This window comes from Bacillus infantis, assembly GCF_020171945.1.
In the GTDB taxonomy this organism is placed as follows: Bacteria; Bacillota; Bacilli; order Bacillales; family Cytobacillaceae; genus Bacillus_AB; species Bacillus_AB infantis_A.
Window position 1 is genome coordinate 1 of record NZ_JAIVAP010000028.1, and the last position, 20891, is coordinate 20891.

Below are 20891 nucleotides of genomic sequence, written 5' to 3' on the forward strand. Positions count from 1 at the left end.
CCGCCAGCGTTCGTCCTGAGCCAGGATCAAACTCTCCATATAAGAGTAAGATTTAGCTCTGATAAAAATAAGATTAACGTTGACGTTTTTGTTCGTTCAGTTTTCAAAGAACAATCTCTTTCGTTTGCCGCTCATTAGGCGACTTAACTATCTTATCATAACCAAGTTAGTGAGTCAATAGTTTTTTTATTTCTTTTTTTGGCTTGCTTGCTGTCTTGCAGCAACAGATATTAATATACCACCTATATGACAGGTGCGCAACACATTTTCATTAAAAATATACACCGTTATTAAAGAAAAACTATTCTTATTTTTCCGCTTTTGCTCAGCGCGTGGACACTGCAGGCCAGGAGCTAATTTTTCTCTCTTAATTGTTCTCTCCTGCTCTCCCCACCATTTCCTTCTATAATAAAAAAGCTGAAGGCAGGCCCGGTTGATCGGGTCTGCCTCCAGCAGGAAAAGAGTTTCTTCTATTAACGGTGGCGCATAAGCGGGAACAGCAGTACATCCCTGATCGAAGGGGAATTAGTCAGGAGCATGACAAGACGGTCAATCCCGATTCCCAGTCCCCCTGTCGGCGGCATGCCGTATTCAAGGGCTTCAATGAAGTCATCATCCATCATATGTGCTTCATCATTTCCTTGCTCTCGCTCTTTCAGCTGCGCTTCAAAGCGTTCGCGCTGGTCGATAGGATCATTCAGCTCTGTGAAGGCATTGGCATGCTCACGGGCAACAATGAACAATTCGAAACGGTCAGTGAACCTCGGATCCTCTTCGTTCTTTTTCGCAAGAGGAGAGATTTCAACAGGATGCCCGTAGATGAATGTTGGCTGAATCAACTTTTCTTCTACTTTCTGTTCAAAGAATTCATTGACGATATGGCCATATTCCATTGTGTCTTTGATTTCAACATTATGTTCCTTCGCGAGGGCTTGGGCCTCTTCCTTGCTCATCTGTTTCCAGAAGTCTACACCCGTATGCTCCTTAATCGCATCAACCATATGAAGCCTTGTCCATTCCGGCTTTAAATTCACTTCATAGTCACCGTACTGGACAGTCGTTGTGCCAAGGACTTCTTCAGCAATATGGGCAACCAGGTTTTCGGTCAGGCTCATGATATCACGGTAATCTGCATAAGCTTCATAAAGCTCAATCATAGTGAACTCTGGGTTATGCCTTGTAGAAACACCTTCATTGCGGAATACGCGGCCGATTTCATACACTTTCTCCAAACCGCCCACAATCAGGCGCTTTAAGTGCAGCTCGATTGCGATACGCATATAAAGTTCCATATCAAGAGCATTGTGATGGGTAATGAACGGACGGGCAGATGCTCCTCCGGCGATTGAGTGCATCATTGGCGTTTCCACTTCAAGATAGCCGTGGCTGTCCAGATAGCGGCGCATTGATTGGATGATGCGGCTTCTTGTAATGAATGTCTTCTTGCTTTCCTGGCTCATGATCAGATCCAGGTAGCGCTGGCGGTATCTTTGCTCAACGTCCTTCAAGCCATGGAACTTCTCAGGAAGCGGGCGCAGTGACTTAGTCAGAAGCTCGAACGCCTCCACCTTAATGGAAAGCTCGCCAACCTTGGTCTTGAACAGTGTGCCTGTTACGCCGACAAGGTCGCCAAGATCGGCACTGTTGAAGATTTCATAGCTTTCTTCCCCTACAGCATCCTGCCTTACATAAATCTGGATCTGACCTTTAAGGTCCTGAATGTGCGCGAAGCCTGCCTTTCCTTTTCCGCGCTTGGTCATGATCCGTCCGGCAAGAGTAACAGAAATATTCTGTTCTTCAATTGCTTCTTTCTCCTGTTCGCCATACTCATCAATCAAATCCTGAGACTGGTGGGAACGGTCGAATCTCTTACCGAATGGATCCATCCCTTTTTCACGCAGGCTGTTCATTTTTTCCCTGCGGACTCTCATCAAGTCATTTAACTCTTCACGGCTTTCGCTCACGGAAATCATCTCCAATACTGATCTTTTTATGTAAACCCTCATACAGGAACATCAGGTTTGTTTTGTATACTTCTATTATTTTACACAATTGACGTGAAACAGACATCATAAATGCAGAAATAGCGAAAAACTGCCAGCAAACCACTGGCAGTTTCTAATTATAACAAAAGTGTTTCAGATAGAGAAGAAAATGATAGCATCTTAGCCTGCCTGTATTTCCTTGGCTTCTGCATCAAGAGCAAGTGCATTAAGAAGTGTTACAAGCTCTTCTCTTGTATTGCATTCATTGACGGCGTTGCGGGCTTTGCCATTTCCTCTTATCCCCTTTAAATACCAGGCGGCATGCTTTCTCATTTCGCGCACAGCGATATACTCGCTCTTCAGGGCGATCAGGCGATCGAGGTGAAGGATGCATACATCTATTTTTTCACGCACTGATGGTTCATCCATCAGCTGCCCCGTTTCCAGGTACTTAACAGTGCGGTAGATCATCCAGGGATTTCCGAGTGCAGCGCGTCCGATCATAACGCCGTCTACCCCTGTTTCGTCCAGCATTCTTTTCGCATCCTGCGGAGTCTGGACATCACCGTTTCCAATCAGCGGTATGGAGATGTTCTGTTTCACTTCTTTAATAATATCCCAGTTTGCCTGGCCTTCGTACATTTGTACACGTGTCCGGCCATGAAGGGCAACGGCCTTTCCTCCGGCACGTTCAACAGCCTGGGCATTGCGGACTGCATATATATGGTCTTCATCCCAGCCCATCCGCATCTTGACGGTTACAGGCTTTGAAACAGCCGCTGTTACAGCCGAAACCATTTCATAAATTTTATCAGGATCCAGCAGCCACTTGGCGCCGGCATCACATTTGGTGATCTTCGGAACCGGACATCCCATATTGATATCAATGATATCAGCGTTTGTATTTTCATCTACAAACTTGGCGGCTTCAACCAATGTATCTTTCTCTCCGCCAAAAATCTGCAGGCTTAAAGGCTTTTCCCGCTCATCTATATACAGCATGTTCATCGTCTTTTCATTTTTCATGACGATTCCTTTATCGCTGATCATTTCGGCACAGACGAGACCTGCCCCGAATTCTTTAACGGTCAGGCGGAAGGCTGAGTTGCAGATTCCGGCCATCGGCGCCAGGACAACAGGATTCTTCATCTCAATGTCACCAATCTTAAGCATGTCGGTACCTCCTGTATCTTTCAATCTCTATTAGTCAATCTCCTGTGTCGGAGTTAATTCTTCAATGCTGATTTTCAATACATGCGCTACCTGGACGATGAAATCATCAGCGGGCATACGATTGCCTCTTTCAATTTCGCCAAGTACAGAGACTGAGACACCCAGCTCCTTTGCAAAGCTTTCCTGTGTAAAACCTTTTAATTTTCGAAAAGCCCGAATACGTCTTCCCCATTTTTCTGCTTCCATATTCGCACTCCTTCTCTATCAGGTATTTCCTCCAGCAATGCTTCAAGAGGCGTGTCCATCCCCGGAACATCCGTTCTCTCCCCGATTTCAGCAAGAGGCACAATGACAAATGCCCGTTCCTTCATTCGGGGATGGGGAATGATAAGGTCCTCTGTTATCATATTTTCGTGATTATACAGCAGAATGTCAAGGTCTATAGTGCGCGGCCCCCACCGGATTACCCTTTTTCTCCCAATATTCTGCTCGATGGACATGCATGCTTCCAGCAATTCATGCGGCGATCTGTCTGTATCTACAGCAATGACCATATTCAAGAATTCCCCCTGGTCTTCGTAGCCGACCGGGTCTGTTTCATAAATAGATGAATAACTTGCCAATTCAATTCCGGGATGCTCGGAAAGCATCTGGATGGCTTCCTTGAGATTTGCTGCTCTATCCCCCATATTGGAGCCCAGTGCGATAAATGCCCTATTTTCCACGCTTATCGTCCCCTTGTGATTTCAACTGCTACAGAGTCATAGTGTCCAGGGATCGGAGGATCCGGCTTTATGACTTTGACGGTTACTATGCTGATTGCAGAAAACTGCCCCAGCATTTCAGCAGCTATTTTTTCAGCCAGCGCTTCTACGAGTTTGAATGGCTTTCCCTCAACAACCTCTTTGCAGACATGATAGATCTCTCCATAATTGATGGAATCCTCGAGATTATCGCTTTTTCCCGCTTTCTCTAAATCTGTCTCTACAATTACATCAACAGCAAAACGCTGCCCAAGCTTTGTTTCTTCGGGAAAAACCCCATGATACCCATAGAACTTCATATTATTTAGATATATTTTATCCATGCAGCTCACCCTTTCCCATCATGGCATCCATCATTTTCGCCATGCGGCTCATTTCCTTTACATCATGGATCCTGATGATCTGGCAGCCTTTTTGGATGCCATAGCAGACAGTTGCCCCTGTGCCTTCCACCCTTTCCTCCACAGGGAGGTCAAGGATGGTGCCAATAAAAGTTTTTCTCGAAGTACCCAGGAGCACCGGATAACCGAGACTGGTGATGGTGTCAAGATTCCTCATCATCTCAAGATTGTAGGGCAGATTCTTCGCAAACCCGATTCCCGGGTCAAGAATGATGTTTTCCTCTTTGACGCCGGCATTCCTGGCAATCTGGATGCTTTCATACAGATCATTGAGCACGTCGCGGACAAAGGCGGAATAATCCCTGTTTTCCCGGTTGTGCATCAGGACGATCGGAACCTCGAGTTTCGCTGCCGTTTCCGCCATCTTAGGATCCTTCTTCGCTCCCCACACATCGTTGATGATGTGGGCGCCCGCGTTGATGGCTTCTTCTGCCACAGCCGCCTTATAGGTATCGATTGAGATTGGCAAAGGCACTTCCTTCGCCACTGCCCTGATCACCGGAATTACCCGCTCCAGCTCTTCTTCTGCAGGAACCTCGTCAAAGCCCGGCCTTGTCGATTCCCCGCCAATATCAATGATATCTGCTCCATTAGCAGCCATCTCCAGGGCATGCTCCACTGCCTTGTCAGCATCAAAGTATTTTCCTCCGTCAGAAAAAGAGTCGGGGGTGGCGTTCAGGATCCCCATCACTAATGTTTTTTTGCCATAGTCCAGCTCATATGGCCCGCAATTTATGATTTGTCTGTTCATCTTTGTCCCTCCATTAGAAGTCCTTCTCGTCCCCATAGATGACTGCTGTATTTTCTGTATTCTTTATGGAGCATTCCGGCAAGCCTGCCGGCACCCCCTGGAAAAGGAACACCGGCAAAGCCTGCGGCAGGTGCAATCTCCTGAATTGAGTTAGTGACAAACACTTCGTCCGCCCGCATCATTTCCTCCGGCTGATAAAAGCCTTCCTGGACCTGCAGGCCGTTTTTTTCAGCAAGCAGCAGCACAAATTGCCTGGTGATGCCATTCAGGATGCCCGTTTCCAGGGATGGGGTATATAAGATATCCCCTTTCGTCCAGAAAAGATTGGAGACAACACCTTCAGCCAGAAATCCTTCCTTCGTCAGAAAGACCCCTTCCTGTCCAGGTACATTCCCAAGCTCTCTTTTTGCAAGGATGTTGTTCATATAGTGGTGGGATTTCAGCCGTTCATCCCCCTCTGGCGTATTGCGCCTCATTTTGAGGAGCACCAGCTCTTTTTCCGTCATTTCCCCCGCTGGCGGCAGCGGCCGTGCAAAAAGGATCGTCTGGGGACTGCTGTAAACATCAGGGGGGAGGCCAAGCTCTTCAATGCCTGCAGATACATTCAGCCTTACATTGGCATTCCGGAGGCTATTCCGTTCCAGCACCATGCTGATTTTCCCGGCTATTTCCTCTTTTGAAAAAGCAGCCTCGATATTGAGGGTGCCGAGCCCCCGGTTCAGCCTTTCCAGATGATCATCCAGCAGAAATGGATGGCCATCATATACCCTGAATGTTTCGAAAAGCCCCATTCCGTAGAGAAAACCATGGTCAAAAGGCGAAATCACCGCTTCTTCAGCGGAAACAAGCCGGTCGTTCATTAAAATATACATACTTAGGCCCCAACCATCTTAGCCTTTTTATAATGAGCGATGAAATTGCTTAACAGTATTTTTCCCGACTGTGTCATGATGGATTCGGGATGGAACTGAACACCTTCTGCACTCATGGTTTTATGGCGGATGGCCATGATTTCGCCTTCTTCCGTCCATGCTGAAATTTCAAAGCAATCTGGCAGGGTTTCCTTTTTGACGATCAATGAGTGATATCTGGTCGCCGGGAAAGGATTCGGCAAACCGGCAAAGATCGTTTTGCCATCATGGTAGATTTCCGAGGTTTTCCCATGCATCAGCCTTTCTGCCTGTACAACATCCCCGCCGAATGATTGGGCAAGAGACTGATGGCCGAGACAGACGCCGAAAATTGGGATCTTCCCTGCAAAATGGGAGATTGCTTCCAGGCTGATCCCTGCTTCATTCGGACTGCAGGGACCAGGGGAGATCATCAGAAAAGAAGGACGGGCTGCTGCGATATCCTCAAGTGCCGCCTCATCATTTCTTTTGACAACCAGCTCTTCTCCCAGCTCCCCCAAATATTGAACTAGATTATAGGTAAACGAATCAAAGTTATCTATCATATAGATCATATCACATGCTCCCCGCCATTCTCGGCCAGCTCCTTCGCCTTCCAGAGGGCCATCGCTTTTTTGAGTGATTCTTTATATTCATGCTTCGGGCTGGAGTCGATGACAATGCCGGCTCCTGCCTGTACATGGGCCTTCCCGTCTTTTACGAGCATCGTGCGGATGACGATATTCAGCTCCATATCCCCATTGAAGCCGATCCATCCTATTGAACCTGTATACAATCCCCTTCTGACAGGCTCCAGCTCTTCAATGATTTCCATCGTCCTGATCTTCGGCGCCCCGGTAATCGTTCCGCCGGGAAAAACAGCATCTATGACATCGTAGGGAGATTTGCCTTGTGCGAGGATTCCCCTGACATTGGAAACGATATGCATCACATGGGAGTACTTTTCAATCACCATGAATTCATTCACTTCCACTGAGCTGTATTCGGCAACACGGCCGAGGTCATTCCGCTCCAGGTCTACAAGCATGACGTGCTCTGCCCGCTCCTTCTCGTTCTGGATCAGTTCCTCGGCAAGTCGCAGGTCCTCCGCTTCATCAGCCCCTCTTGATCTAGTGCCCGCTATCGGCCGCGTGCTGATCTCCTGCCCTTTCTTCTTGACCAGCAACTCAGGCGAACCGCTGACAATCTGGTAATCAGGCGTATGGATATAAGCCATATAAGGCGACGGGTTGAGCTGGCGGAGCTGATCGTACACATCAATCGCTTCGACGCCGATCGGTCTTGTCTGCCTTACCGACAGATTGACCTGGAATACATCCCCCTTGGAAATGTAATCCTGGATCCTGCTTACCGCTTCCTTAAATTCTTCTTCCTTCATTGATACTTCAAGATCTTCGCCAATCTGGGCCTTTTCCGGGACTTGGGGAGCAGGAACAGGGCCTGTCCAGCGGCTCGCCCAGTCATCCGCCCTTTTTTCAATAAGGCTGGCTTCAACAGAGGAATCATATAAAAACAGCAGCCAGAGTTCCTCCTCTTCATGATCAAAGATAAACCATTCCCGGAACAGAAAAAAATGGACATCAGGGAGTTCAAGGTCGTCTTCTGACCAAACAGGGAGCTTTTCAACATATCTTGCATAGTCATAGCTGATATATCCGATAGCCCCTCCCTGGAAATCAGGCAGCTCTTCCAGCCTGTCAGCTTCATAGCGGCCCATATATTCCTTCAGGCAATGAAGCGGATTGCCTTCAAGCAGTTCCGTACCTGCTTGGGTTACAGCTTTAAGCTGCATGCCCCTGCCAGTCAAAATCACTTCCGGATCAAAGGCTGCCATGCTGTACCTTCCGCCCCGTCCGCTCTCCAAAAGGACATGGTTCTCTTTGCCTGCAGATAAATGCCGGTAATGCTGATAAAACTCTGTATATGTATAAGCAGTTCTCCTGCTGCAGATTGACAGCTTCTCCAAACTGAACACTCCCATCCCAATAACTACTTTTCATCATACATGATTTGGAGCCGCCAGGACAGGTCCTCTGCTCTCTGTAAAAGCAGAAAAAAACAGCAGCCGGACGGCTGCTGCTCTTTGCATTCTCTATTCTTCGAACTGGTACAGCGGGGTGCTCAAATAGCGCTCCCCATTGCTCGGGATGATGGCAAGGACCTTTTTGCCTTTTCCGAGCTCTTTGGCAACCTTGAGGGCCGCATAGATGGCTGCGCCTGATGAAATTCCTCCCAGGATACCCTCTTCCTTTGCCGCACGGCGGGCATATTCAAAGGCATCATCATTCGTCACCTTTATTACCCCGTCATATACTTCTGTGTCAAGGATATCCGGAACAAACCCGGCGCCGATGCCCTGGATTTTATGAGGGCCGGGCTTCCCGCCGGAAAGGACCGGTGAATCTGCCGGCTCTACCGCATAAATTTTCACAGAGCCAAACTTCTCCTTAAGCACCTCGCCCGCGCCTGTTATCGTTCCGCCTGTGCCGATTCCGGAGATAAAAGCATCCACCTGATCCATCTGTTCAGCAATTTCCTTTCCTGTTGTCCTTCTATGAACCTCAGGATTGGCTTCGTTCTTGAATTGCTGAGGCATGAAATAGCCATGCTCCTTCGCCAGCTCTTCAGCCTTGCGGATCGCTCCTCCCATTCCCTCAGGCCCCGGAGTGAGTACAAGCTCTGCTCCATAGGCGCGAAGAAGGTTGCGGCGCTCCATACTCATTGTTTCAGGCATAACAAGGATGGCTTTATAGCCTTTCGCTGCTGCGACCATTGCCAGCCCGATCCCTGTGTTCCCGGATGTCGGCTCGATGAGCGTATCACCGGCTTTCAGGTTCCCGTCCTGTTCTGCGGCTTCGATCATAGCAAGGGCAATCCGGTCCTTAACACTGCTGCCCGGATTCATATATTCAAGCTTCAAGTAAACATCAGCACTATTATCATCTGTCAGGCGATTCAATTTGACGATCGGAGTCTGCCCGACCAATTCTGTAATTGAGTTTGCTACACGCACCATTTGCATCCGCTCCCTAATCCGAGTATTTTTATTGGTTTTATAAAAAACTTAACAGCGCAACAGGAAATTGTCAATCAATACGCAGTAAAATTGACCCTATTTTTAGAATTTTCTTTTAATAGATAAGCCCTCAGATTCGCTATGTAGTATTATATACCCTCATGCCTGCCTTTATGTTGAGGATAAACAAAAAACGGACAGGCTGCCTGTCCGCTTTCATGCTGTTTAGGAATTTATAAATTATAAATCTTGTGGATCATTATCAATTCTTGATCCACGTCCAGCAGCAGCGCCGAGGTCACAAGCCAAGACTCCCAAAAAGGCAAAGAACGCCTTTTTGGGAGGTTCGTCTTGAGGCCCCCAGTAAGCTGGTCATGCAGACGTTGCCACAGGACGTGGCGTTCTTAGTCTGCGTTACTTAAGGGTGACCAAGGCGCTTACGCTTTTGTTCCTATTGCTTTTCTTCCTGTTTATCATAGAAAGAGTCGACTTTGATTTCATTCCAGAAAGGTTTGGCCGAAGCAGGGGTGTCCATCTGCTCAAGAGCGAGCTGCCGGCGGATCTGGTTTTTCACATCCTTGAAAGCATAATTACGGCCAGCCAGATGCTCATGCAGCAGAATTACTGCATACCCGTCCTCCACTTCAACCGGGTCACTCCATTCCCCTTCTTTCAGCTTTGCCGCTTCATCAATGAAATCCTGTGAAAAGCGCTCATCTTCTTCGCTGATGAATCCTGTTTCACCGCCCTGGTTGGCGGTGAATTCATCGATCGACCTCTCCATGGCCAGCACCGGAAAGCTGGAGCCATTTTTAAGCTCTTTTATCGTCTGTTCAGCTTCTTTTTTTGTTTTGACGACAATTTGGGAAATATGATAGGAATCAGGAACCTGGAAAAGACTTTTATTTTGGTCATAATAGTCTTTCATTTCCTCTTCGGTCACCACAACATCCCTTGTCAGCAGTTCCTCCAGGAGCAGGCTGTATCTAATCTGCTCCTTCCACTTGCTTTCATCAAGCTTCTGCAGCCGGTTGCCCTGATACATGGTTTTAACAAGTGTGAGCTCCCTTTCGACCGCTTCCTTTGAGACTTCAACATTGTATTTTTCCGCCATGGCTGCGATCACCTTCTGGTCGATCAGGTCATTCAGCACTTCCTTGCCATAGCGCTGCTCCATTTCGTTCAGCCACTCTTCTCTCGTAATTTTATCTTTTCCGACCTCAGCCACTGTTTCCCGGCTGCCGGCAAACAGCACAGCAGGCCTGATAGTCAATAACAGGATAAAAATGATGTTTAAAACGAACAGGCCGGCAATAATCAGCCAAAGATGCTTTTTTTTCACAGTTTCCTCCCCCAGAAAACAGCTTTATACCGCTTCGCTTTTTAATGCCTCCAGCTCTTCTTTTGAGTAATGATATTTTTCATTGCAGAAATGGCATTGGGCTTCTGCTTCGCCGTCTGTATCGATCATATCCTGGATTTCATCCCTGCCAAGGCTGATGATGCTCGTTGCAAACCGCTCCTTGGAGCAGGTGCATTCAAAGGATACTGGCATCTTCTCCAGAATCTTGACATTTTCCTCTCCAAGGATCTCATTCAAGAGCTCTTCCGGTGTAAGGCCTTTTTCAATCAGCTTGGACACAGGAGGAATTTCCTTCAGCCTGTTCTCGATTCTAGTAATTGTCTCTTCATCTGTTCCTGGAAGAAGCTGCAGGATGAATCCGCCCGAAGCAAGGATCGTATTGTCCGGATTTACAAGAACGCCGACTCCGACAGAGGAAGGAAGCTGCTCAGACATAGCAAAATAATAAGTGAAATCCTCTCCAAGCTCACCTGAAACGATTGGCACCTGTCCTGTGAAATGCTCTCTCATCCCGATGTCCTTGACGACAGTCAGCATGCCATCAGTACCGACTGCCCTGCGGACATCCAGCTTCCCTTGCTCATTCAAGTCGAAATGAGTCTGCGGATGTGTCACATAGCCGCGGACCTCTCCCTTAGAATTGCTGTCAACCAGAATCGGGCCAAGCGGGCCGCCGCCTTCAATCTTGATGGTCAGCTTTTCCTCGCCTTTCAGCATCGCCCCCATCATCACACCTGCAGTCATTGCCCTGCCAAGAGCAGCAGAAGCCGTCGGCCACGTGTAATGCCTTCTTTGCGCCTCTCCCACCGTATCAGTGCTGCGGGCAGCGTACGCACGCACCTGTCCATTAAAGGCAAGCGCCTTAATCAAATAATCTTCCATCTTGTACTCCTTTCAAAGCTGTATTTCCTATTTCTTTATACTTTCCCTATTTCGTTTATAAATTAACTGTAATCCTTTTAATGTTAAAAACGGGTCGACAATGTCGATCATATTTGATTCCTGGGCAATCAGATTGGCAAGCCCTCCGGTGGCAATGACCAGCGGGTTTTCATCGCTCTGGTCCTTCATCCTCTTCACAATGCCCTCTACCTGTCCAACATATCCGTAGACAATGCCGGACTGCATCGCGGCTACCGTATTCTTGCCGACTATATGTTCAGGACGGGCAATTTCTATCCTTGGAAGCTTGGCTGCCTTTGAATACAATGCCTCTGTCGAAATATTGACGCCCGGTGCGATTGCTCCGCCCATATACTGCTTATCAGCATTAATATAGCAGTAGGTTGTCGCAGTCCCAAAATCGACGATGATAAGCGGCCCGCCATACTCATGAATGGCTGCAACTGCATTGACGATCCTGTCAGCGCCCACCTCGCGCGGATTTTCATACTTGATATTAAGACCGGTCTTAATGCCAGGGCCAACGACAAGCGGCTTATGCTGAAAGTACTTCTGGCACATTCTTTCAAGCGCAAACATGATCGGCGGCACAACCGAAGAAATAATGATGCCATCTATGTTAGAAAACGAGAGATTCACATGCTCAAAAAGAGATTTCACGATCATCCCATATTCATCTTCTGTTTTATTCCGGTTCGTCTCTATTCTCCAATGGTGCTTCAGCTCTTCGCCATCATATACACCAAGCACAATATTTGTATTTCCCACGTCAAATACAAAGATCAACATTCTCACCACTTTTATAATTTTTCTAACACAAACACACTGCCAACATCATATCACAACTCCTGCCGAATCGTAATAGAAAATGACCTGCACTTATCCTAGCCCGCCAGGATATCCTGCCTGCCTGAAAACAGACGCCGCTGCTGAGCCTGCGCCTATTTAAAGATACCCTTATTGTTTCCCAAAAAGCAAAAAGCTGACTCAGGCGGCCAAATTCCGGCTTCCTGAGTCAGCTTCTTTATCGATTAGAGGTCGCGCTTTTCGTCAGCGCTGCCGGTTGGGCCGGCATCATCCTTCGGTGCGACCGGATCATTTGAATCTGCCGGATGGATTTCCTTCACAGCATCTTCATCTTTCTTGATGTTGATATTGACCTTCACATCATCTGTGCTGGCATCGATCACTTTGCGGTCAGGCAGCTTGCCATGATCCACAAGGCTCTTGATCTGTTCAGCATCGAGTGTTTCAACTTCCAGAAGTGTGTTGGCGATCAAGTCAAGCTTATCGCGGTTTTCGGTAAGGACTTTTCTTGCTTTTTCATAACACTCTTTAATGATGCGCTGGATCTCCAGATCAATTTCGTAAGCAATCGCATCAGAGTAGTTCTGTTCATTGTTGAAATCCCTGCCAAGGAATACCTGGCCCTGGGACTGTCCGAACTGAAGCGGTCCGAGCTTATCGCTCATACCGAATTCAGTTACCATTCTCCTGGCTATGCCTGTTGCGCGCTGGAAGTCATTGTGCGCGCCAGTGCTGACTTCGCCAAAGACAATCTCTTCAGCTACACGTCCGCCCAGGAGGCCGACGATCTTATCCAGAAGCTCCGGTTTCGTCATGAAGTAGCGGTCTTCCTTCGGCAGCATGACAGCATATCCGCCAGCCTGGCCGCGTGGAACGATGGTTACTTTATGGACCATTTCAGCCTCATCAAGCATTACACCGATCACAGTATGCCCGGCTTCATGGAATGCCACGATATTTCTTTCCTTCTTGGAAATAACGCGGCTTTTCTTGGCCGGTCCGGCTATGACTCTGTCCGTTGCCTCGTCAATATCGGTCATATCAACTTTTTTCTTATTCTGGCGTGCCGCAACAAGGGCAGCCTCGTTCAATAAGTTTTCAAGGTCGGCGCCTGAGAAGCCTGGCGTCCTTGCTGCAATGGCCTTCAGATTGACAGACTCATCAAGAGGCTTATTGCGGGCATGTACCTTCAGTACTGCTTCACGTCCATTGACGTCCGGACGGTCAACAGTGATCTGGCGGTCAAATCGTCCCGGACGCAGAAGGGCCGGGTCAAGAATATCCGGACGATTCGTTGCGGCTACGATGATGATTCCTTCGTTAGCCCCGAATCCATCCATTTCAACAAGCAACTGGTTCAGCGTCTGTTCGCGCTCGTCATGGCCTCCGCCAAGTCCGGCGCCGCGCTGGCGTCCAACTGCATCAATCTCATCAATGAATATAATACACGGTGCATTTTTCTTAGCATTCTCAAACAGGTCACGCACACGGGATGCACCGACACCGACAAACATCTCAACGAAATCGGAACCGCTGATCGAGAAGAACGGTACGCCCGCTTCACCGGCAACAGCACGTGCCAGCAGGGTTTTACCGGTACCCGGAGGTCCGACCAGAAGCACCCCTTTAGGGATTCGGGCCCCAAGATCCGCGAATTTGCGTGGATCCTTCAGGAACTCGACGACTTCTACAAGCTCTTGCTTTTCTTCGTCCGCACCAGCAACATCCTTGAAGCGGACTTTCTTTTTCTCTTCACTGTAAAGCTTGGCTTTGCTCTTGCCGAAGTTCATTACCCGGCTGCCGCCGCCCTGTGCTTGATTAAGCAGGAAGAAGAACAGGATGAAAATGATGATGAACGGAATGATGCTAGTGAAGAATGTCACCCAGCCGCTTGTTTCCTTGGCAGGCTGTACATCCACCTTCGCATTGGCTGCCGCCTCATCTATGCGGTCCAGCAGATTGTCGCTGTTCCATACATAAGTGATAAAGAATTTATCTTCATCATAGCCTTCCAGCTTGCCCCGCACCTCAAATACTCCGCGCTCAGGCTGCATCGAAAGCTCTGTTACCTCGCCGCTGTCCAGGTAACCGACGAATTTGTCATAGGATATATGTTCTGTCGGCTCATTGTTGCCGTTAAAGAAGCTGACAACGCCTATAATGACTAAAAAGATTAATAAATAAAAGATGGTATTCCGGAAGATCCGATTCATCCCTTACCTCCTCCCACGGTAAACAAACTATATTGTATAGTATCATAGTAAATCATGCCAATTCAAGAAATTACACTTTTGAAAACCGGGCTGGTCCATGCTTTTAGCAAGGCTTGTCATAAACCTCTCACATATAGGATTGCTTAATCGTTGTTTGTGTATACTTCAGGCTTCAAAACCCCTATATATGGAAGGTTGCGGTATCTTTCCGCATAGTCAAGGCCATAGCCAACCACGAATTCATCCGGAACGATGAAACCTACATAATCGGCTTTGATGTCTGCCTTTCTGCCGGTCGGTTTGTCCAGGAGAGTGACAATCTTGATGCTTTTTGCTTTCCTGTAGCGGAACAGTTCAACCAGATAGCTTAGTGTCAGGCCGCTGTCGATGATGTCTTCAATAATCAGGATGTCCCTGCCTTCCACTGAAGTATCCAGGTCTTTCAGGATTTTGACTTCTCCGGAAGAGACTGTTGAATTGCCGTAGCTGGAAACGTCCATAAAGTCCATCTCAAGATACGTATCGATGCGCTTCAAAAGGTCTCCCATGAAAGGCATTGCCCCTTTCAGGACGCCGATTGCCAAAGGATAGCGGTCCATATATTCCTCAGTCAGCTGCTGGGCAAGCTCTTTTGTCTTTGCCTGGAGTTCCTCTTCGGAAATTAGTACTTTTTCGATATCGTTTTTCATGAATAGTGTGCCCCCTAGAAGATCAATGCTTTATATATGTTAAAAAAATATTCCTGGTGTCAGAGCCTGCAGGCAGCTTATAGGCAGATTTGCTCAAACCGGGGATCCAGAGGATTTCCCCGCTGCTGTCAGTCACGATGGGCCAGCTGTCCCGTTCATGCAAAGGGATTTTCCTGTCGATAAAAATAGATTTCACTTTTTTCGTCCCGTTCATTCCTTTTATCGTCATTCTGTCCCCGGCTTCGCGGGTGCGGACAATAAGCGGAAAACGCACATTATCCCTGCTGACTTCAAAGCAATTCAGTTCTGCCGTTCCTCTATTATCTCCGCTCTCTCCTGCCAGTAGGGCACCGGCGCTCGGAAGCTCGATTTTTCCGGGCTGATTTATCTCAAAACGATAGGCTTGCACCTCAGAGTGGCTGTACCTGAAATGGCAAAAGCCGTATGATCGCACAATTTTTAAGCCGTTTGGGAAATCAAGTGAACCGGAAGGATGAGGATTATTCAATATTGAAAATATCTTCTCAATATGTAAGGCGGATAATGATGCAGGCCTCTCTTGATAGAGATAGTTTAATATTAGTTGAATACCTCTCCTTTGTAAAGGCATTGGCATTAGCATGAAGCGTTCTGCATCAATCGTGATTTCAGCATCTTCCTTCTTCTTCATTACTGTATTCATTTCCCGGGCCGTTAATTCCTGAAGGAGCTGTTCATCGCCGCGCAGCTCTTCGCTGAAACGCTGAAAATGAACATGGGCCTGAGGGTTTTCCGATTTCAGGAATGGCAGGACGTTTTTCCTGAACCGGTTTCGGCTGTAAACGTCCTTTTCATTGCTCGGATCTCTTCGGGGGTCCAGCTCATTTCTTAAACAATACTCTTCAATCTCTCCCCGCTCAAGGCACAGGAAAGGACGGATGATCTCACCGCCCCCAAACGGACGGGAGAAAGGGATCCCTGATCTTGCTCCCCCTGTGCTGCCTCTTGTCAGCCGCATCAGGATGGTTTCCATCTGATCATCCCCATGATGGCCGAGTGCCAGGTATGATGCCCCTGATGCCTTCATGGCCTCTTCAAAAAAGCGGTACCGGCATTCGCGCGCCGCAGTCTGGGAGCTCTTACCGGATTCCTTCATATAAGCCGATACATCCTCCCTCCTCAGCTCAAACGGAATGTTCCGCTCTTCACAAAAGGACTGGACAAATCGGGCTTCCTGATAGGATTCCTCACCTCTGAACATATGGTCAAAATGAATGGCCGCAGGTTCAATGCCCCACACCTCCCGCTTTTTCCACAGCAAGTGGAGCAGCGCCAGGGAATCGGGGCCTCCGGACACGCCTACAAGCACCTTTTTGCCTTCGAGCCGTACACCATGATGCCGAAGGAAAGCTTCGGCTTTTGCATCAAGCATAATAAATTCTTCCTTACCTGAAAAATCTATAGTCCCTTATACCCCTGGTGATGGGTGAATAACCTTTATTAAAGGAAACTACTATATTAAGAATAGCATCTTTGCCTGCAATCTCCAAAGCATAACCCTGATGGAATGCATATCGCATCCAGGGTGCCTGGGCCTGCTCCATTATGTACGCATTCAGAAGCGAAAAGTTTCACCATTTCCATTAGACCAGCTGTCCATAAATATAAACAAAATAAAGGACCGAGATGACAAAGACAATGAGCATCGTTTCAAGGAAACCGCCCTTCTTCTTCTGATCCTTTGCGCCCTGCCTTGTCCGTGAGGGGCCGGGCCCGGGACCCGCGGCCTGGCTCCGGGCAGCACTCCGCCGGGCCGTACGGCTTTCAGGCTGTCCTCCTGCAGGCATGGCAAGGAGCTCTTTCCTCATTTCAGAGGCAGATGCATACCTCCCCTCCAGTGCCTTCAGGAGCATCAGCTCATACTTCATCAGCTCTTTGTTCTGCCTGATCATGTCCCTGAGCTGGCTGATGCCCCCTGTTGTCTTATTGAACCGCTTTGGATAATAAAGATTGATCAGTACCATTGCAGCAGCGAATAAGTCATACTGAGGATCAGCCTTCCTTGTACCAAGCCCCCAATATCCGCGGTCGTAAAACTCGGTAAATTCCTTGATTGCCCTCCCTTTGATGGTTGTACCGCCCACATCAATGCAGCGTATCCTCGGAGGAGGGGATGTCACAATCAGGTTCTCCGGCTTCAGATCGCCAAACACCCAGCCGCTCTGGTGAAGCTTTTCCAGATCGCTGAGCAGCTGGGAAAGAAGCACTTCTGTCCAGGAAGGCCCTTTTTGCCGGATAAACCCGAGCAGATCCGGTCCGTTTATGTATTCCATTGCATAAAAGGAAATCCGCGCATCCTTCCTCTCCCAGTCATCGACATCAAGCAAAGAAGGCCCAAGGGCAGAACCCTGGACCTTGGCAAAGGATTTAAGCACATTCACTTCAGAGGTAACGGACATCCCATTATCACTCATCTTTAAGGCAACCTGCTGATTCCGGCACTGGGCCAGATAGACGATCCCATTCGCCCCGCTGCCAAGCTCCCTTATGATCGTATACCGGTTGCGATGCCATTTCCCTTCGATAATCGTCCCGGGGCTTACTTTACATAGAATCTTCAAAGTATTGTTCATCATCACGGGAAAGCAGGCTCCTTAGTGAACGTTTTTTCTTGAAATAGCTTAAAGCTTCACGGATTGCAGGCCCGGTGGGGGTGATGCCTCCAGTTGACAGCTTGGAAAATATGCTTGTCAGTGATTCGAGCCTCGGCGTCCAATCCAGCAGTTTTTCGACATCATTCTTTTTCCCGGGAAATACAAAAACTGCAAAACGGTTATCTCCTGAACGGGCATTCAAGCTCAAGGACAAATCAAGAAGTGCTTCCTTGACCGTCGGGAGTTTATGCTTCATGCTCGCACTTGTATCGACGAGGACCAGCACCTCAAGCTCGACTGTTTCCCCGAGCTCATCGACAACCTCCATGACCTCTCCCCTTTTTTCCGGCGGAAGGTCTTCAACTGTCTGGGAGCCGCCCAATATTTGCTGAAGCTCTTTATTCACCACACCCTGGAGCGTCTGGGTCATTGCCTTCCTCGTCACCATCTGCACCGTCTGCGATAACGCCTGCGAGTAGACGACCTGGCTGACTCCGCCCCCGGAGAGCGCAATTCCCTCAATTTCATTCATGCCCCGCTCATCAATGACATCCTTCTCCATCACTCCGATGACATTTACCGTAATGCCCTGTTCTTTCGCCAAAGCTGACATGGCCACAGGATCCTCGCCCTGATTGGAGCAGCCGTCTGTGATAAGCAGAATCTGTTTCAGTGTTCCGGTCTTCATAAAATCTCCCCTCCTGTTCCTTATTGGTACCATTTTCGACGGAACAGGACGGAAATATACATGTTACCGGGAAGGGAGGGACAAAATAATCAGTTGGCTTTTTGGCGCAGCTTCTGGACCGGGATGGATGCCCATTTTGGCGTATTATGCTTGATTTTGGATACTACCACTGTCATATCATCCTCGATCAGGCCTGAACGCGACCTGATGACCTCTTCCATGATCAGGTCGGCGATCTCCTGCGGGTCCTCTGTTTTCAGCTCATGAATCTTCCGCTTCATCCACAGATCATAGTTTTCCACATGCTTAGGACCTTCAAATACACCATCGCTCATCATGATCAGAAGGTCGCCTGCCTTCAGCTGCTCGCTGACTACATCCACCTCGAATTCCTGCAATATTCCCATCGGCAGATTGCTTGCCTGGACTTTGAGAACCTTGCCGCCTCTTTTAATGAAGCTTGGCGTTGAACCGATTTTCAGGAATTTGGCCGCTGCATTTTGAAGATCGACCATCGCCAGGTCCAGGGTTGAGAAAATTTCATCTGTCGTCCGCAATGAGAGCACAGAGTTGACCGATTTGATCGCCACCTTCTCCTCTATCCCTGACTGGAGAATTTTTTGCAGCAGCTGGAGGGTTTCCTTACTCTCAATATGTGCCCTTTCGCCGTTCCCCATCCCGTCGCTGATGGCAATGGCATATTTACCCCCTCCAAGCTCGATGGTCGAATAGCTGTCACCGGAAATCAGCCCTCCATCCTTTGCCGCATGGGCCACCCCGGTTTCAACTGCGTAGGCCTTAGCCGAGCGGAATGTCACGTAGCAGCTGCCGCTTCCAAATGTGGAACACTCCTCTGAATTGACAAGAATGGTTTCTCCCAATATATCTGACAGCATCGGTGCTATCAGCTTTTCACACTCGCCGTGCCCCCTGCAGTAGGGAATCGTCATATCAATGTCGACATTCCCCTGCTCCAGGCTGTAAATCTCCACCTGCTCTATTTGAATGCCAAACCCCTGGAGTGCGTCCAGGATGGCCTCTTCCTGCTTATGATGATTTTCCCGCTCGCGCTGAATTTCTTTCGCAAAATCGCCCATCACCTCTGACACACCCAGCAGCTGGTCTGCCACAAGCCTCCTGCTTTCCTGGACCTGCTTTTTGAGCTTCAAATTTGCCTGATAGAACGTCAGCTCCTGATGCATCGTCTCCAAAACCTTTTTTGAGCGGGTGCAATGTTTTTCCCATTCCCTTGTCAGCCTTCCGGAAACGGTTCCCTGCTGCCCGTCCATTTCATGCATAATTTCCTTCATATATTCATAGGTTGTATCAAAGTTCCTTGCCCAGCAATGGTCTTTCTTGAAACAGGTCTGGCATGTCTTCTCCGTGACATTGCTCAGGAAATAATCCATCTCCCTTTCCTCCCCATCCCAGTCGATGGGATCATCATGAGAAGAAAAACTTTTGGACAGAGCCTGGAATACAGTCGAGAATTGGGCAACGCGCTGGGCGGTGACGTCCCGCATCTTCCGCATATACTGCTGCTGCTCAGCCGCATACTCAGGGGTCCCCGGTATATGCCTGGCCAGCTTTCCTGTCAGCGCCTGCGGAGTCAGGAAAAATAAGACCGTTGCTGCACCAGTCTCCAGAACGGTTTTCAGCAAGGTGCCGGTTCCTTCCCCATACATCCCGATTAATAAGGTGGCAATCAGCAGACCGCATGCCACGCCAAGCTTTCTCCCTTCCTTCAGTAAGCCGCCCAGGAGGCCGGAGAAAGCAAGCAGGCTCATATGATAAAAACTCGAAACATTTGCCAGGCTGAAAATCAATCCGGTCACTACCCCGACTGTTGACCCGACCGTTGCACCTGCAACAAATGCAAATAATAGAACCAGATATCTGGATAATATATGTTCAACGGACAGGTCATACACCGACCAGCCGATTGTTCCGGTCATGACTGAGGCAAGCATGATGATCAGACAGACAATTTCCTCAGTCTTAAGCGACTGCCTTCTTTTCGAGATGCTGAGCAGCGGGAGGCTCTGCAGGAAAATCAGAGTGAGGATAAAGCCGAGGCTTGCTTCGACGCCGGCCATCATCGCATCATAGAGTGCCAGCTGTCCTGAGACAATACAGGCTTCTGCAATCTTCCCGATCGCCAATACGAAAAACGTATAAACCGGCAGGGCCCTTACTTCATTTTTTAGCCACTTTTTCGAAACCCTGAAGGCGAAGAGGAACATAAAGCAGATTCCAAACACTGATGCTGCATTCATCATTGATAAGGTGAACGCACCGGCAGTAAGCCCAATCAGTGCCAGCGGTGCTTTATCCCTTTTGATCAGATAGACCGCTGCAAAAAATGGCAGGCTGAAGGGTGTCAATTTCGCCAGGATGAGCGCCCTTCCCAAGAGAAATCCAATCAATAGAAGAATATAGCCCTTTTTGATAAAAAAAGTCTCTATTTTCATTTGGAACTTGTGAAGGCCTTTTGCCAATTCGAGCTTCGATCCGTTGAAATCCACTTCCCCAGCAGGATCCATTACCGTATGTTCTGCCTTTTCCATTCATTCCACTCCCCGTATTTGTATCGT

General features: G+C 48.4%; 19 protein-coding genes. All 19 read right to left on the reverse strand.

The features are described 5' to 3' along the window. Positions 1 to 473 precede the first annotated feature (473 nt). On the reverse strand, positions 474 to 1931 hold the full coding sequence (gene lysS / locus LCM00_RS22960) for a lysine--tRNA ligase (protein WP_318247651.1): 1458 nt from the start codon (positions 1929 to 1931) through the stop codon (positions 474 to 476). A 234-nt stretch (positions 1932 to 2165) separates the two neighbouring features. Further along, complete coding sequence (dusB, locus tag LCM00_RS22965; protein ID WP_224906379.1) at positions 2166 to 3158, reverse strand: tRNA dihydrouridine synthase DusB; 993 nt, start codon at positions 3156 to 3158, stop codon at positions 2166 to 2168. 30 nt (positions 3159 to 3188) lie between these two features. Continuing rightward, positions 3189 to 3404 (reverse strand): helix-turn-helix domain-containing protein, encoded by a 216-nt coding sequence (locus LCM00_RS22970; RefSeq protein ID WP_009796137.1) that lies wholly within the window; start codon positions 3402 to 3404, stop codon positions 3189 to 3191. Beyond that, the gene (gene folK, locus LCM00_RS22975; RefSeq protein WP_224906387.1) at positions 3356 to 3883 is read right to left on the reverse strand and encodes a 2-amino-4-hydroxy-6-hydroxymethyldihydropteridine diphosphokinase; all 528 of its coding nucleotides are present in this window, start codon (positions 3881 to 3883) and stop codon (positions 3356 to 3358) included. Before folK ends, LCM00_RS22970 begins: the two co-directional genes overlap by 49 nt. Positions 3884 to 3885: 2 nt before the next feature. Continuing rightward, positions 3886 to 4245, reverse strand: coding sequence for a dihydroneopterin aldolase (gene folB / locus LCM00_RS22980; protein WP_224906389.1), 360 nt, complete (start codon positions 4243 to 4245; stop codon positions 3886 to 3888). Further along, entirely contained in the window at positions 4238 to 5074 is an 837-nt protein-coding gene (gene folP / locus LCM00_RS22985) for a dihydropteroate synthase (protein WP_224906392.1), read from the reverse strand. The genes folB and folP overlap by 8 nt, the downstream gene beginning before the upstream one ends. Next, complete coding sequence (pabC, locus tag LCM00_RS22990; protein ID WP_224906394.1) at positions 5071 to 5946, reverse strand: aminodeoxychorismate lyase; 876 nt, start codon at positions 5944 to 5946, stop codon at positions 5071 to 5073. Before pabC ends, folP begins: the two co-directional genes overlap by 4 nt. A gap of 2 nt (positions 5947 to 5948) precedes the next feature. Next, the gene (gene pabA, locus LCM00_RS22995) at positions 5949 to 6539 is read right to left on the reverse strand and encodes an aminodeoxychorismate/anthranilate synthase component II (RefSeq protein ID WP_224906395.1); all 591 of its coding nucleotides are present in this window, start codon (positions 6537 to 6539) and stop codon (positions 5949 to 5951) included. Then, positions 6536 to 7951: an anthranilate synthase component I family protein gene (locus LCM00_RS23000; RefSeq protein WP_224906397.1), complete on the reverse strand. Its 1416-nt coding sequence runs from the start codon at positions 7949 to 7951 to the stop codon at positions 6536 to 6538. Before LCM00_RS23000 ends, pabA begins: the two co-directional genes overlap by 4 nt. A 126-nt stretch (positions 7952 to 8077) precedes the next feature. Continuing rightward, entirely contained in the window at positions 8078 to 9001 is a 924-nt protein-coding gene (gene cysK / locus LCM00_RS23005; protein WP_224906399.1) for a cysteine synthase A, read from the reverse strand. A 451-nt stretch (positions 9002 to 9452) separates the two neighbouring features. Next, positions 9453 to 10343, reverse strand: a complete 891-nt coding sequence (locus LCM00_RS23010; RefSeq protein ID WP_224906401.1) for a peptidyl-prolyl cis-trans isomerase — start codon at positions 10341 to 10343, stop codon at positions 9453 to 9455. 24 nt (positions 10344 to 10367) lie between these two features. Beyond that, positions 10368 to 11246, reverse strand: coding sequence for an Hsp33 family molecular chaperone HslO (hslO, locus tag LCM00_RS23015; protein WP_224906403.1), 879 nt, complete (start codon positions 11244 to 11246; stop codon positions 10368 to 10370). Between the two features lie 27 nt (positions 11247 to 11273). Then, on the reverse strand, positions 11274 to 12053 hold the full coding sequence (locus LCM00_RS23020; RefSeq protein WP_224906485.1) for a type III pantothenate kinase: 780 nt from the start codon (positions 12051 to 12053) through the stop codon (positions 11274 to 11276). A gap of 245 nt (positions 12054 to 12298) precedes the next feature. Further along, positions 12299 to 14287 carry an ATP-dependent zinc metalloprotease FtsH gene (gene ftsH, locus LCM00_RS23025; RefSeq protein ID WP_224906413.1) on the reverse strand — a complete coding sequence of 663 codons (1989 nt, stop codon included), beginning with the start codon at positions 14285 to 14287 and terminating at the stop codon, positions 12299 to 12301. 143 nt (positions 14288 to 14430) lie between these two features. Further along, positions 14431 to 14976, reverse strand: coding sequence for a hypoxanthine phosphoribosyltransferase (hpt, locus tag LCM00_RS23030; protein ID WP_009796150.1), 546 nt, complete (start codon positions 14974 to 14976; stop codon positions 14431 to 14433). A gap of 22 nt (positions 14977 to 14998) precedes the next feature. Beyond that, on the reverse strand, positions 14999 to 16387 hold the full coding sequence (gene tilS / locus LCM00_RS23035; protein WP_224906415.1) for a tRNA lysidine(34) synthetase TilS: 1389 nt from the start codon (positions 16385 to 16387) through the stop codon (positions 14999 to 15001). 211 nt (positions 16388 to 16598) lie between these two features. Then, entirely contained in the window at positions 16599 to 17591 is a 993-nt protein-coding gene (locus LCM00_RS23040; protein ID WP_224906417.1) for a serine/threonine protein kinase, read from the reverse strand. Further along, positions 17560 to 18297 carry a VWA domain-containing protein gene (locus tag LCM00_RS23045; RefSeq protein WP_224906419.1) on the reverse strand — a complete coding sequence of 246 codons (738 nt, stop codon included), beginning with the start codon at positions 18295 to 18297 and terminating at the stop codon, positions 17560 to 17562. Before LCM00_RS23045 ends, LCM00_RS23040 begins: the two co-directional genes overlap by 32 nt. An 89-nt stretch (positions 18298 to 18386) precedes the next feature. Further along, positions 18387 to 20864: a stage II sporulation protein E gene (gene spoIIE / locus LCM00_RS23050; protein ID WP_224906421.1), complete on the reverse strand. Its 2478-nt coding sequence runs from the start codon at positions 20862 to 20864 to the stop codon at positions 18387 to 18389. Positions 20865 to 20891: the final 27 nt, after the last annotated feature.